Source organism: Temperatibacter marinus, from assembly GCF_031598375.1.
Classification (GTDB): Bacteria; Pseudomonadota; Alphaproteobacteria; order Sphingomonadales; family Kordiimonadaceae; genus Temperatibacter; species Temperatibacter marinus.
Genome location: NZ_CP123872.1, coordinates 1,937,552 through 1,952,479 on the forward strand (window position 1 = coordinate 1,937,552; position 14,928 = coordinate 1,952,479).

13 protein-coding genes are annotated in these 14,928 nt (G+C 43.6%); 7 read left to right on the forward strand and 6 right to left on the reverse strand.

Features of this window, described 5'->3' with window-relative positions; translation table 11 throughout:
- The first annotated feature begins 100 nt into the window (after positions 1 to 100).
- The 5 genes from ileS to QGN29_RS08625 all read left to right on the forward strand — a co-directional run bounded on the left by ileS (position 101) and on the right by QGN29_RS08625 (position 6,676).
- Positions 101 to 2,941 carry an isoleucine--tRNA ligase gene (gene ileS / locus QGN29_RS08605; RefSeq protein ID WP_310797447.1) on the forward strand — a complete coding sequence of 947 codons (2,841 nt, stop codon included), beginning with the start codon at positions 101 to 103 and terminating at the stop codon, positions 2,939 to 2,941.
- 28 nt (positions 2,942 to 2,969) lie between these two features.
- Positions 2,970 to 3,458, forward strand: coding sequence for a signal peptidase II (gene lspA, locus QGN29_RS08610; RefSeq protein WP_310800027.1), 489 nt, complete (start codon positions 2,970 to 2,972; stop codon positions 3,456 to 3,458).
- Between the two features lie 47 nt (positions 3,459 to 3,505).
- Entirely contained in the window at positions 3,506 to 3,925 is a 420-nt protein-coding gene (locus QGN29_RS08615; RefSeq protein WP_310797448.1) for a DUF3035 domain-containing protein, read from the forward strand.
- 76 nt (positions 3,926 to 4,001) lie between these two features.
- The gene (gene mutL / locus QGN29_RS08620; protein ID WP_310797449.1) at positions 4,002 to 5,933 is read left to right on the forward strand and encodes a DNA mismatch repair endonuclease MutL; all 1,932 of its coding nucleotides are present in this window, start codon (positions 4,002 to 4,004) and stop codon (positions 5,931 to 5,933) included.
- A gap of 20 nt (positions 5,934 to 5,953) precedes the next feature.
- The gene (locus QGN29_RS08625) at positions 5,954 to 6,676 is read left to right on the forward strand and encodes a sulfite exporter TauE/SafE family protein (RefSeq protein WP_310797450.1); all 723 of its coding nucleotides are present in this window, start codon (positions 5,954 to 5,956) and stop codon (positions 6,674 to 6,676) included.
- Here the strand turns inward: QGN29_RS08625 and QGN29_RS08630 are convergent.
- Together QGN29_RS08630 and QGN29_RS08635 are read right to left on the reverse strand one after the other, a co-directional pair.
- Positions 6,666 to 7,238, reverse strand: a complete 573-nt coding sequence (locus QGN29_RS08630) for a PAS domain-containing protein (RefSeq protein WP_310797451.1) — start codon at positions 7,236 to 7,238, stop codon at positions 6,666 to 6,668. The genes QGN29_RS08625 and QGN29_RS08630 overlap by 11 nt on opposite strands.
- Positions 7,239 to 7,301: 63 nt before the next feature.
- Positions 7,302 to 8,156, reverse strand: a complete 855-nt coding sequence (locus QGN29_RS08635) for an alpha/beta fold hydrolase (RefSeq protein ID WP_310797452.1) — start codon at positions 8,154 to 8,156, stop codon at positions 7,302 to 7,304.
- A gap of 114 nt (positions 8,157 to 8,270) precedes the next feature.
- On the opposite strand from QGN29_RS08635, the gene zapE reads away from it, so the two are divergent.
- Positions 8,271 to 9,473 carry a cell division protein ZapE gene (zapE, locus tag QGN29_RS08640; RefSeq protein ID WP_310797453.1) on the forward strand — a complete coding sequence of 401 codons (1,203 nt, stop codon included), beginning with the start codon at positions 8,271 to 8,273 and terminating at the stop codon, positions 9,471 to 9,473.
- A gap of 158 nt (positions 9,474 to 9,631) precedes the next feature.
- Positions 9,632 to 10,693, forward strand: coding sequence for a class II fructose-bisphosphate aldolase (gene fbaA / locus QGN29_RS08645; RefSeq protein ID WP_310797454.1), 1,062 nt, complete (start codon positions 9,632 to 9,634; stop codon positions 10,691 to 10,693).
- 133 nt (positions 10,694 to 10,826) lie between these two features.
- Here fbaA and QGN29_RS08650 read toward each other — a convergent pair whose 3' ends face one another.
- From QGN29_RS08650 to uvrC, 4 genes are all read right to left on the reverse strand, one after another.
- Entirely contained in the window at positions 10,827 to 11,018 is a 192-nt protein-coding gene (locus tag QGN29_RS08650) for an SMc00767 family acetate metabolism repressor (protein ID WP_310797455.1), read from the reverse strand.
- Positions 11,019 to 11,154: 136 nt separating this feature from the next.
- Positions 11,155 to 11,844: a cupin domain-containing protein gene (locus QGN29_RS08655; protein ID WP_310797456.1), complete on the reverse strand. Its 690-nt coding sequence runs from the start codon at positions 11,842 to 11,844 to the stop codon at positions 11,155 to 11,157.
- A 102-nt stretch (positions 11,845 to 11,946) separates the two neighbouring features.
- The gene (pgsA, locus tag QGN29_RS08660; protein WP_310797457.1) at positions 11,947 to 12,516 is read right to left on the reverse strand and encodes a CDP-diacylglycerol--glycerol-3-phosphate 3-phosphatidyltransferase; all 570 of its coding nucleotides are present in this window, start codon (positions 12,514 to 12,516) and stop codon (positions 11,947 to 11,949) included.
- A 249-nt stretch (positions 12,517 to 12,765) separates the two neighbouring features.
- Complete coding sequence (gene uvrC / locus QGN29_RS08665; protein ID WP_310797458.1) at positions 12,766 to 14,643, reverse strand: excinuclease ABC subunit UvrC; 1,878 nt, start codon at positions 14,641 to 14,643, stop codon at positions 12,766 to 12,768.
- Positions 14,644 to 14,928 lie beyond the last annotated feature (285 nt).

Consider the following 14,928-nt stretch of genomic DNA (forward strand, 5'->3'; position numbering starts at 1 on the left):
TAGGTCTGAAAAGCCCCTAAAATGGCCATTTTACTTTTCCAAGAAATTTATAAGTACATACAGAAGTGCAGAATTACTGCCTTCCAAAAGGTTAGTTCAAATGAGCGAAGAAAATAAACGGGATTACCGCGATACAGTATTTCTCCCAAAAACAGATTTCCCCATGCGGGCAGGGTTGCCGAACAAAGAGCCTGGATGGCTCAAGCGCTGGGAAGAAGAAGGTCTCTATGAAAAGTTAAGAGAAGAGTCTAAAGGACGTGAGAAATTTATCCTTCATGATGGACCTCCTTATGCTAATGGCGATATTCATATTGGCCATGCAATGAATAAAACATTGAAGGATGTGATCGTCCGTAGTCAACAGATGCAAGGTAAGGATGCACCTTATGTGCCAGGTTGGGACTGTCATGGATTGCCGATTGAGTGGAAAATTGAAGAGAAATATCGCAAGAAAAAGAAGAATAAAGACGATGTAGATCCAATTGAATTCCGTAAAGAATGTCGCCAATTTGCTAGTCAATGGATCGGTGTTCAGCGTGAGCAATTTAAACGCCTTGGGATTTTCGGGGATTGGGAACGCCCCTATTTAACAATGGATTTTGATGCGGAAGCTACCATTGTTGAAGAACTTCTGAAATTTGCCAAGAATGGGTCCCTCTATAGAGGATCCAAGCCTGTTATGTGGTCACCTGTTGAAAAAACAGCCCTTGCTGAAGCTGAAGTTGAGTATCAGGATCATGTCTCAGTACAGATCGATGTAGCCTTTCCGCTTGCCTCAACTAACTGCGCTGCGATTGAAGGAGCCAAAGTTGTTATCTGGACAACCACACCCTGGACAATTCCAGCTAATCGTGCGGTCTGTTACGGCAATGATGTTGATTATGTCGTTATCGTTGCTGAGGACGTTTCAGAAGAATCGGTTTGTCAAGTAAAGGCAGCCTATGTTGTTGCGGAAGCTCTTCTCAATGAGTTCACAGCCCGCGCTGGGATTGTAAGTCACACTGTCTCAGACCGCATTAAAGGCAGCGAACTTGAAGGAACAATGCTTTACCATCCTTGGCAAGCCCATTCAGAGAGTGAAGGCAAATATGATTTTGATGTCCCAATGCTTGCTGGAGATCATGTCACAACAGAAGCTGGTACAGGTTTTGTTCATACAGCGCCTGGCCACGGCGATGATGATTATAAGGTCGCTCATGTTCAATATGGAATTGAAGTCCCGTTTACTGTCGATGAGAGCGGTTGCTATTACGACCATGTAGGCCTTGTTCCAGGCCGCCATGTCTACAAAGTTGCTGATGAAGTTTGTGAGTTATTACAGACAGTAGAAGGTCTTTGTTCCAAAGGGAAATTGAAACATAGCTATCCTCATTCTTGGCGCTCAAAAGCCCCTCTTATATTCAGAAACACTGCTCAGTGGTTTATTTCCATGGAGAAAACGGGTCTGCGGCAAACAGCGCTGAATGCGATTCAAAAGGATGTGTCCTGGTACCCAGCTATCTCACAAAATCGTATTGAAAGCATGGTCAAAGATCGTCCTGATTGGGTCATTTCAAGACAGCGGGCATGGGGTGTTCCTATCACAGTTTTTGTGCATAAAGAAACGGGCGAAGTGCTTGTGGATGAGTCTGTGAATGCTCGGATTGTGAAAGCAGTGAATGAGGGCGGCGCTGATGCATGGGTTGCTATTCCTGCGCAAGAATTCCTTGGATCGCAGTATAATGCCGATGATTATGAGCAAGTTCATGATATTTTGGATGTATGGTTTGATAGTGGTTCGACCCACGCTTTTGTTTGTGAAGGTCGCGAAGACCTTCAATCGCCTGCTGATTTATATCTTGAAGGGTCTGATCAACATAGAGGATGGTTCCAATCCTCTTTGCTGGAAAGTTGTGGAACACGCGGGTATGCTCCTTATAAAAACGTATTAACTCATGGTTTTACACAGGATAAAGATGGCCGGAAAATGTCCAAATCTTTGGGCAATGTGGTTAACCCTCAGAAGATAATTAATCAATATGGAGCAGATATTTTGCGCCTTTGGGTAGTCTCTGTGGATTATACAACAGATCAACGCATCGGAGATGAGATTATTAAAGGTAATGCAGACGCTTACCGTAAAATCAGGAATACCATGCGTTACCTTCTTGGAAACTTAGAGGGTTTTTCCAAGGAGGAACGCCTCCCTGTTTCTGAAATGCCTGAGCTAGAGCGTTATATTTTGCATCGCCTAAGTGAACTGGACCAATTTGTGAAGGACCGGACGCAGAAATTTGATTTCAATCCTGCTTTTCAAGCGCTCTTTCAATTCTGTACTGTGGATCTATCGACATTGTTCTTCGATATTCGCAAAGACACTCTTTATTGTGACGCACCTACAAGTCTTCGTCGTCGAGCAACCCGCACGGTTCTGGATGAATTGTTTAGTCGTCTCACAGCTTGGTTTGCCCCGATCCTTGTCTTTACAGCTGAAGAAGTGTGGCAGTCACGGTACAATAATGAAGCGGAAAGTGTTCACCTTCGTCAATGGCCAGAAACAAATGATGCATGGCTTGATGCAGATCTTGCTGCTAAATGGGATAAGATTCGTGATGTTAGACGGGTCGTGACAGGTGCACTTGAAATTGACCGTCGCGAAAAGCGTATTGGCTCAAGCTTACAAGCTGGTGTGACAGTCTATGTGAACGATCAGTCCCTAATAGATGCCTATAGAGATGTTGATCCTATGGAGGCCTTTATTACATCTGGCGCAGAATTTAGTCTAGAGGCCGCCCCTCAAGCGGCGTTCACCCTTTCTGATGTTGAAGGTGTTGCTGTTGTAACCAGTCTTGCCGACGGTGAGAAATGTGAACGATGTTGGATGGTTTTGCCTGAAGTTGCAGAGAATGGTGATACTTGCCACCGCTGTAAAGAGGCTGTCGAGGCTTTTGATGCAGCCTAGCTTCTTTAATAAAGGCCTTATTATTGCCATGCTTATTTTGATACTAGATCAAATCAGTAAGTGGTGGATCTTAAAAGTCTTTGAACTCCCCCTGAAAGGAAGTGTGGAATTGCTTCCTTTCTTAAATTTCACAATGGTGTGGAATAAAGGGATTTCCATGGGATTGATTACTCCTGATGGGGATTTAGGAAAGGGGCTACTAATTGTAGGCACAATTCTTATCATGGGGATCTTGTTGGTCTGGATGAGAAAGTCTGAAAGCAAACTAGAGGCGTATGCTCTGGCTGTGGTTTTTGGGGGGGCATTTGGGAATTTACTTGACCGCTTCTTTCATGGGGCCGTTGTGGATTTTGTCCATTTGCATGCTGGAGGATATAGCTTTTATGTTTTCAATGCAGCAGATGCTGCTATCAGTTTAGGGGTCATGGCCTTGTTGCTGGAAAGTTTTTTACCAGAAAAATTTGTTCAGCGCTTGCAGGGATCAAACAAAAGCACTAAAACAAAAAACGAAGAATAAATGAGCGAGTCTCAATCAGTGAAAGCTGAGAAAAAGAAAGTATCGGTATGAAAAAACTAGTGATGATCACAATTGTTGCCTTATCTCTGACGGCATGTAGCTCTGGCTCTAGAAATGCCCCAGATGAATTTCAAGTCGTGAGCAATAGTGCGTTGGTTGTCCCTCCTGGAATGACTTTAGCTCCGCCTAAACCTGGTAAGACTGAAAGCCGTGCGATTGCTCCTGCAGTTATTGCTAAGGAAGTTCTCTTCCCTAAGAAAAAGGATACTGTGAAAGACCCGGATCAGCCTAAAGGGGCTGAGCTTGATCTTCTCAGAAAACTCAATAGACTTGGGTTTGCAGATGTGCGGTCTAATGTTGGTCGCCCTGACGTTTTTGTAACGAAGAAAAAACTTCTCATCGCTGAAATTCTTGAGATGCCTGATGGGTCATATGCTCCGGATAATATTGTGGTGAAACGTAACTAGTTCATCTAAGAAATATTTTTTGAGAAGTCGCCTTTTGGCGGCTTTTTTATTTTATAGAATCTGCTAAGGTCGCTTCATGAACTCTATTCCAAAACAAGCGGGTATAATCCGAAAACTCAGTGAGCGCACGATCAATAGGATTGCTGCAGGTGAAGTTGTTGAAAGGCCTGCTAGCGCTATTAAAGAACTTGTGGAAAATGCTATTGATGCTGAGGCTACACAAATTGATATTGTGATGCGGGATGGTGGCAAAGAGCTGATCCAGATCACAGATAATGGACGCGGTATGTCTCCTGAGGAGCTTATCCTTGCGGTGGAGAGGCATGCAACCAGTAAATTATCAGATGAAAATTTAGTTGAAATTCATAGCCTTGGTTTTCGCGGTGAAGCTTTGGCTTCTATAGGTGCTGTTGCTCGGCTTTCAATTAAGTCAAAGGCTCGAGACAGCAAGTCCTCGGCTTGGCAGATTGTTGTTGAAGGCGGTCAAAGAGTAGAGCCTGAACCTGCGGCCTTGACCGAAGGGACAGTGATAGAAGTCAGGGACTTATTTTATGCTGTGCCTGCGCGATTGAAATTTTTAAAAACAGCAAGGACAGAATATGGTCAGGCAGCAGATATTATTAAGCGCCTTGCCATGGCCCATCCTACGATCGCTTTTACTTTGGGAGACGGGAATCGGACGACTTTTAGGGCAACGCCTGTTGGTGCTCTGGGCGGCGATGTGAGGCTTGAAAGACTGGGGACCATTCTTGGCCGTCAGTTTCAAGAAAATGCATTTGAAGTGGATGCTGAACGTGAAGGATTGAAACTCAAGGGATTTGCTGGGCTTCCTACTTATTCTCGGGGCAATGGAATGCAGCAATATCTTTTTGTGAACGGGCGGCCCGTAAAGGATAAGCTTTTAACAGGCGCTGTTAGAGGTGCGTACCGTGATTATCTTGCCAGAGATCGTCATCCGGTTCTCGCGCTTTTTCTAGACGTCCCAACGGACTTTGTTGATGTGAATGTTCATCCTGCAAAATCTGAAGTTAGATTTAGAGAGCCGGGATTGGTTCGGGGGTTGATTGTTTCATCTCTTCGGCATGGATTACAGGCTATGGGCCATCGGGCAAGCACGACAGTAGCGGGTGCAGCCCTCGGTGCTTTTAAGCCGGAAGACACCACTTCATTGCCTTGGCAAAAGCGTCAAGAGCGCCCCAGTCTGCCGTCTGGCTATCATGAGACAAACCGTGACATGCAAGCTCCTCTTGACCAACAAGGTTTTTACGAGTCCTCAGGGTATCAAAATTCTCAAGAGCAAGGTGCTTACGCCGCTCAGATGGGGTTTCAATCAGGCTTTGATCAGCAGCCTACAGCCAGAACCATAGACGACGAGGCCATTATGCAAGCCGTTACGTCGGTTGATCCCGAAAAAAGTGTACCCCATGATTTTCCTTTGGGCGTCGCTCGGGGGCAGGTTCATGCTACTTATATCGTTTCACAAACACCCGATGGTATAGTGATCGTAGATCAGCATGCTGCCCATGAGCGGCTTGTCTATGAGAAAATGAAAGTGACCATGAGTGAAGAAGGTGTCAAAAGACAAGCCCTCTTGCTTCCAGAAGTTGTTGAGCTTGAAGAAGGGCCTCAAACAAGACTGGTCGCTCGTCAAGGTGAGTTGGCAGAGTTAGGATTGATCCTAGAGCCTTTTGGTGACGGAGCTGTTGTTGTCCGAGAAGTGCCAGCACTTCTGGGAAAAATCGATATTAAGGGACTGGTGCAGGATTTGGCCGATGAATTGACAGAGCTTGATGAGGCCTTGAGCTTGAAAGAAAAACTAGAGGATGTTTGTGGAACCATGGCTTGTCATGGCAGTGTGCGTGCTGGGCGCCGCTTGACAGTTGATGAGATGAATGCCCTATTAAGGGAAATGGAGGCAACTCCTCATTCAGGTCAATGTAATCATGGACGTCCCACGTATGTTGAGTTGAAGTTGGCTGATATTGAAAAGCTATTTGGGCGACGATAATCAATGAGAAGGAGCTATTTGTGTCAACACTTGATCTTTTCTTGATTTCATTAAGCTTTATTTCTTCATTTATTACAGTTGTTTTTGGTATTGGCGGTGGGACGATCATGCTTTTAGCCATGGTGGCCATCTTACCGCCAGCTCAAATTATCATGATTCATGGTCTGGTTCAGCTTTCTTCGAATTTCTTTAGAGCTGTAATGTTCCGAAAGACTGTTGTCTGGTCGAAAGTGAATGTTTTTATGCTGGCCAGCTTCCTTGGTGTTGGCATCGGCACGCTTCTGACAGTTGAACTTCCAGTGGTCGCGATTAAACTCTCAATCGCAGTCTTTATATTATTTACCCTGTTTGTAAAAATACCAGCAATGACAACGAAAGGTTGGCTTGTCGGCGGCGTTGTCTCAAGCATTCTCACCATGTTTGTGGGAGCAACGGGGACATTAGTCGCTGCATTGGTGAATGTTTTTGAACAGAGGAAAGATTATCTTATAGGTACATTGGCCGCAATGATGGTCGTTCAGCATGGCTTGAAAGTGATAGGCCTACTCTTAGTCGCGCATGTGGTTGAGATTGACTGGCTAGTTGTTCTATGCATTTGTACAGCAGGTATTCTAGGAACCCTTACTGGAAAGAAAGTCGGGCAAAGAATGGCAGATGATACCTATAAGAAAGGGCTTAAGATTGCACTGGGGTTATCTGCCTTATGGATTATTGTTGATATATTGATGGGTTTTACGACCTAACTCCAAATTCTTTTAAGTCTTTATGAATGCCATTGCCGAGATCAAAGTAGCGCATTAACGTAATTTTACTATGATCATAAACCTTTAACTCATATTCATCCATTGTTTCCTTAATCGCAGATTCTTCAAACAAACAAGCGACTCTATACACGGGTTGCCCTGCTTTGTTTGCGAGAGGAAGGTTTAGCATATGAATGTGTTTTCTTAGTCCCATTGCGTTCTTACGATTTTCTATTGCATAGCTTCCGCAAGGAGGATTGCAGATCCCCTCATAGTGTGTTTTGGTATACTCTTGAACGGAAGGATGTGCATAATCAATGGTATTGGAGCCACTGGTGTTTTCCCCCCAAATTTGATCGAGAATGGTGCCTGTAAGTCTTAAGAGAACCGTGTCTCTATCCATTACTTCTTGAATGACTATGTGGGGTAATATTTCCACAATTTCTTGCGGAAGAAAATCCTTTTTTAGGGGGACCTTGTACGCCCCATTCTTTGGTAGTTGTTGCCAGTAGTTCCATAATGCCAGTAATTTTTCTGGCATCTTATACTCAAAAATATTCATCGAAACAAAATCCATATACTCATTTTTTATGACAATAACGATATAGAGAGAAAAAGTGAAGATTTAGCTAAAATTATACCTATTTTTTAGAAAACTCTCTAAATCTAATATTGATTGTTCACTTTTTTCGAGGGGCAAGAGGTGCCCATATCCATCATAAGAGATTGATTTGCATTTGGAATTACTCAAAAGTTTTTTAAAGGTTTCAACGTCAGAGACTTTATAGTGAGGGTTGTTTGTACCGTGTAGGAGCAAGCTGTTGCAGGTGACTTTTGCCAAAGTCGTTTCAGCAGGTCCTATAATAAAGCTTTCCATACGCTTGAGAATCTCTTTTATTGTATTTGGGCGCGCACTTAATTTAATCAATTCTATCGCCAATCTTTTGTCGATTTTAGCTTGGGGACCTCGGTATCCTGCAATCACTTGTTCAAGAAAGCTTTCTGGTGTTGATAAAATTGTTTGTTTGACGTCTTCTGGCAATGGTGATGGCTGGGCGGTGCTTACAGCATGGTGGGGCAGGCCTGCACTGTTAATTAAGGTCAGGCTTTGAACATGCTGGGGATAGTTTGCAGCCATCTGATAAGCTATTTTCCCTCCGAGAACGGAGCCTATGAAATGGGCTTGAGAAATTTCAAAGGTTGAGAGAATTGTACGGATAACGTCTATATCCCCATGATCCGTGTACTGGCCAGACCGCGGCGGATGGGATAAGCCAAAACCTGGTAAGTCAAATCGAATGATATCAAAGTCATCCCTTAACCTTTCGACCCAGCTATCCCAGATGGCTAGCCCGAAATAATTTCCATGAATTAAAACAAGTGTATCAGCCTTCTTATTGCCTTCTCGAACAACGTGGATCATGCCCGTTGGAGTGTCGATTAATTGACTGCCTTCTCTATTGCCCATGTTCGTGTGCATCAATGTTCCTTTTTTGTCACCTAATAGGAATGCGCAGTAACTGTCAATGTTCGTTGGTCTTTTTCATACTTCATGATAGACTGGTTTCGGGCAAAAATAACAGGCTGGACGACTATGGCTGATGAAAATTTACTAGGGCCTCTCGAGACATATCACGAGATGGCACGCATTGGTGAAATAACCATCGATCAAGATCAATTACGCGTTGTTGAGCATCTTGAAAGGTTATTTTCAGAGCTGAAAGATTATCCCGAAGTTGCAGGCAGGTCAAAAGGGTTGGCCATGCGCAGTTGGCGGATGATGAAGATGTTTTCATGGGGAAATAGAAAGCTTATTGCGCCAAAAGGGCTCTATCTGCACGGCGGGGTGGGACGGGGCAAGTCCATGTTAATGGACCTTTTTTACGACTGTGCGCCTGTCCGTTTTAAACGTCGTGTCCATTTTCATGATTTTATGCTTGATGTTCATGCACGCCTTAAGGTGTGGAATGATATGTCAACCAAAGAACGGGCTGCTATGGGAAGCCGTGCGACGGGGGATGATCCCATTCCTCCGGTTGCACGTCAGCTGGCACAAGAAGCCACCTTACTCTGTTTTGATGAAATGCAAGTGACGGATATTGCAGATGCTATGGTTCTGGCACGGTTGTTTGGAGAGCTCTTGGATCGAGGGGTGGTGGTAATCTCCACAAGTAATAGAGTACCGGATGACCTTTATAAGGACGGGATCAATCGCCAGCTATTCCTGCCTTTTATTGAACGTATTAAGAAAGATTTTGATGTGGTGCCTCTTGATGGGCCGACGGATTATCGTTTAGGTCGAATGAAGGGCTTGCAAACCTATTATTCTCCTCTTAATGAAGAGTCTACGGATGCTTTACGTGCCGCCTTCTTTAAACTGACAGATAGAAATGTTGAGGATGCTGATCAGGTGCCTACTGATATGGTAGAGGTCCAGGGGCGAAAAGTATTTGTGCCGAAGGCAGCGAGGGGTGTTGCAGTCTTCAGCTTTAAGCGATTATGTGCTGCTGCTCTTGGGGCAGCAGACTATCTTGCCATAGCACGCAGGTATCATACGATTATCATGGTGGCCATACCAAAACTAGGGCCTCACAATCGAAATGAAGCCAAACGATTTGTTACCTTTATCGATGCCCTTTATGAAAATGGGGTGAAATTCTTATGCTCCTCAGAAGCCGAGGCCGTCGATCTCTATAAAGAAGGGGACGGCGCTTTTGAATTTGAACGGACGGTATCTCGCCTCATGGAGATGCAATCAGAGGATTATCTCAAACGCGGTCATGGGGCCCTTGAGTAGCCAGAAACTGGAACAACCGTGAATGCAAAGTCAATTTGTGTGGTGGCTTGTATGAATAACTTTCCATGAAAATTTATTGAGCTTTTTTAAACTTTCTTTATAACAATAAGAACAACATAATTTTTTACCAAACACACTTGATTGAAAAGGTCCCAAATATGAAACCAGGTGTTATTTATGGTGATGACTATGCCCGTCTCGTCCAAACATGTAAGGATGAGGGTTATGCATTACCCGCTGTCAATATAGTTGGCACAAACTCTTTAAACGCGGTGCTTGAATCAGCAGCTAAAAATAAATCCGACGTGATTATACAATTGTCCAATGGCGGCGCTCAATTCTTTGCTGGAAAAGGTATGGAAGATAGCTTTAAAGCCAAAGTTTTAGGCGCAGTCTCAGCGGCACAGCATGTCCATCTTTTAGCGGAACATTATGGTGTATGTGTTGTTCTGCACACAGATCATGCTGATCGCAAGCTCGTGCCTTGGGTTGATGCTCTCATCGAAGAAGGGAAGAAGTACAAGGATCTTATGGGCAAGCCACTCTTTACATCCCATATGCTTGATCTCTCTGCAGAGCCAATAGAAGAAAACCTCGCTACGTCCGCCGAATTTCTTAAAAAGATGACCCCTTTGGGGATGTCAATTGAGATTGAACTTGGTGTGACAGGCGGTGAAGAAGACGGTGTTGGCGGCGATGTTGATAGTTTCGATAATCCAAGCCTTTATACACAGCCAGAAGATGTTATGCAGGCTTATGATCTTTTAAACCCTCTTGGCCACTTTACCGTTGCAGCATCTTTTGGAAATGTGCACGGGGTGTACAAGCCGGGTAATGTGAAATTACGGCCGGAAATCTTGAATGCGTCACAGGTCTTGCTTGCTGAAAAAAGAGATGTTTCTGATAAAGAACTCAATTTTGTATTCCATGGTGGTTCTGGTTCAGAAAAAGCTAAAATTGAAGAGGCTGTTTCTTATGGTGCCTTTAAGATGAATATTGATACCGATACTCAATTTGCTTTTGCGAAACCAATTGGAGACTTTGTGAAAGAAAATCCAATGGCTTTTGAAGTACAAGTCCATCCCGAGACTGGGGAACCATTTAAAAAGAAATATGACCCCCGCTCTTGGCTCAGAAAGGGTGAAGAAGAAATGGTCCGTAGATTGGATGAAGCGTTCCAAGATCTAGGGTCAGTTGGGAAGTCGTTAGCGCATCGCTAAGTGTTGGTTCTTAAATTGATAAACAGTAAAAAGGCCTCTTCAGTTTGAAGAGGCCTTTATCGTTGAGGATACTCAGGACAGGGGAGAAGGGGGTACTCAGAACTAAATGACAATCTACTCTCTTGAATAAGGTTTATTTACCTTTGTGGATGATGGGGACAAGCATATCTCCCCAGTCGCCTTCTTCATTATGATAGCGAGACGCTCGCATAAGCTCTACTGAGATGCCTGAATTTACGGCTTCAATAACAGACTCGTTTAATCGATGAAGATTGTTGGCAATTTTTCGAATTATAGCTTCTTGATCTGTTTCGTTGTCAGACATCGTTTTGGGACCTTTATCTTAAAATGATTCTCTCAATTTCATGCGATATTGCATTGCAACATGATATTGCACATATTGTAATATAAATTCAAGAATAAAATTAAATTATTTTCATTTATTTCAAAATTACTATAATTTAAGACTTATGTGACATGTTTGGTAGGTGGCCAGTCTTGACAAAGATGAGAGTCTCTTCTTCTTTTGTATAGGGGGCATGATGAGAAAGGTGAGGGGATCTAATCCATGTCCCTGCAGGATAAGTACCGTGCTCATCATAAAAGGTCCCTTTCAGTACAAATATCTCTTCGCCGCCCCAATGTTTATGAGGGGTGAAAACAGTATTGGGTGCCCATTTTACCAAGGCAACATTTTCGCCTTCAAAACTGTGAAGGGGCATAACCTCTAGACCAGGAATAAGTCCAGGAGACCAATCGGTGTTGACAGTATCGATGACTTTTTGTTCTTGGTCTGCAGGAGAGAATTGATGAAGTTTGACAAGAATTGTCGCGCCTTCATTGCCGATATGGGGTCGGTGGCCTGTTCCAACAGGGTTCCTCACATAGCTGCCCTTAGGATAATCCCTATGTTCGTCAGAGAATACACCCTCAAGAACAAGAAATTCTTCTCCGCCGTCATGATGATGCGCATCAAACTGGCTGTTAGGATCAAACTTCACAAGAGTGGTTGCACGCGCTACTTCACCGCCTATGCGGTCTAACATCATGCGATTGACGCCTGCTGAGGGCGAGGAAACCCACTCATAGTCAGCTGGACGAACAACGATTTTTTTATCAAAGTCAGCGTTTAATTTTATAGAATTTTGCATATTCATTCCAAGGCTCGTTAGAGGTCTAAAGGAGATATAAGAATTCTATGAGCCGATTCAATTCAACAAAAAGTGATGATCAACAATAGAATGACTGTTTACTCAGTCTTTCATATGTTTGAGGCCTTCTTTCAGATAATCTATACCTGTATATAGTGTCAGTGCAGCTGCAAACCAAATACCAGCATAGGCCACCCAGAAACATAAAATGCCAAGGGGCTCCCAAAGGTCCATTGTTCCATCAATCCATAACAGAGCTGCAAGAGAAATCATTTGTACAGTAGTTTTCCATTTTGCAGCAACAGTAACAGGGACACTGACCTGTGCACCAGCAAGAAATTCCCTTAAGCCAGAGACCAAAAGTTCACGGCACATAATAACAACAGCAGGAATGATGTGAAGCCCAGTGAGGGTATCAGAACCCACCAACATGATGATGACAGCACCGACCATTAATTTATCTGCAATTGGATCTAAGAATTGACCGATTTTAGAGACCAGACCCTGTGCTCGAGCCAACCACCCATCAAAGAAGTCTGTTATACCGGCAAGAGCAAAAAGCGCCCAGCTAATATGACTGGCTAAGATTTTATCTTCCATAAAAAAGGCTGCCACAAGAAATGGGATCACTAGGATACGCATCAGTGTCAGTATGTTAGGAAGGGTCCACATAGTATGCCTTTAGATGTACATTAAGAATCAAGATGTCGCTATAAATAAACACCAGTGAAAATAGCGAATTATCTTGCTGGGTCAAGAGATGGTTCACTATAGATGTCTTTAAATGAGTGTAGAGAGGGATTTTCACCCTATTCACTGTTGTGCAGTCCTCTGTCTTCTATGAATGTTTGGCCTTTATTAAGGGGCGTCTATGCTGGGAATTCAGGGTCCAGGCTGTGAATTAAGGTTTCTGGCTGGGAACTAAGTTTGCTGGAAGTAATCATAGATTTGTTGCGCCATAGCTTTCGACACGCCCTCGACAGCCTCTAAATCACGTTTATGGGCACCAATGATGGCTTTTGCAGACCCAAAATGATTAAGCAAAGCTTTCTTTCTTTTGGGGCCAACGCCGGGAATGCTATCGAGGGGAGATTTCTTAATATCTTTGCTGCGACGTGCCCGGTGACTGCCGATGGCAAATCTGTGCGCTTCATCTCTTAGACGTTGCAAATAATAAAGGACTGGATCATTTAGAGGCAGCATGAAAGGATCGCGGCCACGGATATGAAATTGCTCACGTCCAGCATTTCTATCCGGGCCTTTGGAAATAGCCACCACAAGTACATCGGTTTCTTCGATACCCATATCGTCTAAAACGTCATGAACACTTGAAAGTTGGCCCTTGCCCCCATCAATCAATAGAATATCAGGCCAGTGGCCGCGGCTTTTGTCTTCATCTTCACTGATCAAGCGTTTAAACCGACGCAGCATAACTTCTCGCATCATGCCAAAGTCATCACCAGGTGACATCTCTTCATCTTTGATGTTGAATTTACGATAGCTATTTTTCATAAAGCCATCAGGACCTGCCACAACCATTCCACCAACAGCGTTGTTGCCCTGTATGTGGCTGTTGTCATAAATTTCAATCCGTGTTGGACTTTCTTCCAGGTCTAGAATTTTAGCGAGACCCGCCAATAAATTTCTTTGGCTTGCGCTTTCAGCAAGTTTTCTCTCTAACGCTTCCGTAGCATTGCGCATCGCTTCTTTGATCGTTTCAGCTTTCTTGCCTCTTTGGGGCTTTTCAATTTTGACTTTCCGGCCAGCCTTTTCACTGAGGGCTTCTGCAAGAAGAGGCATGTCTTCAGAATCATGAGAGACAATCAATTGTTTGGGAACTGGCTTATTCTCATAAAATTGAGCGATGAAAGCTGAAAGGACGACATCTAATTTCTCTTCTTTGTCATGCTTCGGGAAATAAGCCCTGTGCCCCCAATTTTGCCCGGCTCGGAAAAAGAACATTTGTATGCAAGTCTTCCCCCCAATTTGGGCCGCAGCAATAATGTCAGCTTCATCAACCATGGCATTGACCATGCTTTGATGGCTCTGAACTTGAGTGAGAGCATGCAACCTGTCACGGAATATAGCTGCAATTTCATACTCCATACTTTCTGAAGCCCTTTGCATGCTTTCAGCAAACTTCTTTTGTATGGAGCTATCCTTGCCTTCTAAGAAGAGCTGTGTCTCATGGACCATATCCCCGTAATCTGCTTTAGATATTTTATCAACGCAGGGCGCAGAACATCGTTTTATTTGATGTAAGAGGCATGCACGTGAGCGTGTTTCTAAGGTGCTATCCGTGCAAGAGCGCAGTTGAAATACTTTTTGTAAAATATTTAAGGTTTTATTCACGGCATTTACACTGGCAAAGGGGCCAAAATAGATTCCTTTGTTTTTACGGGCGCCTCTATGTTTGGTGATTTGTGCCCATGTATGATCAGTGCGAAGCAGAATATAAGGGAAGCTTTTATCGTCCTTAAGGAGGACATTATAAGGGGGGAAATATCTTTTAATGAGGCTTGCTTCTAGCAGCAAAGCTTCTGCTTCGGTTGTAGTTGTCACAAAAACCATAGATAGAGTATGACTTACCATTCGAACGAGACGATTGTTTAAATTATTCGCTCGAGTATAGCTGGTGACACGCTTTTTAATATCTTTGGCTTTTCCCACGTATAAAATGTCGTCATTTTTATCCAACATTCGATAAACGCCAGGCTTCGACGGCGCCGTTTTTAAAGCGGTCTTTATGGCTTTAATTCCAGCCTCTAAAGTCGGTTTTGACGTTTGATTTTTGGACATGTGAGCAAAAAACCCTTTCATCACACTGCATTAGCTAAAATACATTATTATGGTTTCATCACAAGAGAATAAAGGCGACGAATCGGGTGCAAAATTGTTATCCACCGAACCTGTGGATAACCTTGTGTATAAACTAGGGGAATAAGGCCGAGATGCGCGAAATCATTAAGGTTTTCTCTGTTTGCCTAAAAAATAGGCAAAATTCGTAACTGTATGATTTTAAACAATTTTACTGTTACGGGACCCTGCCAAACACTTTCATTTTTTTTCTTCACTTGATAAGAT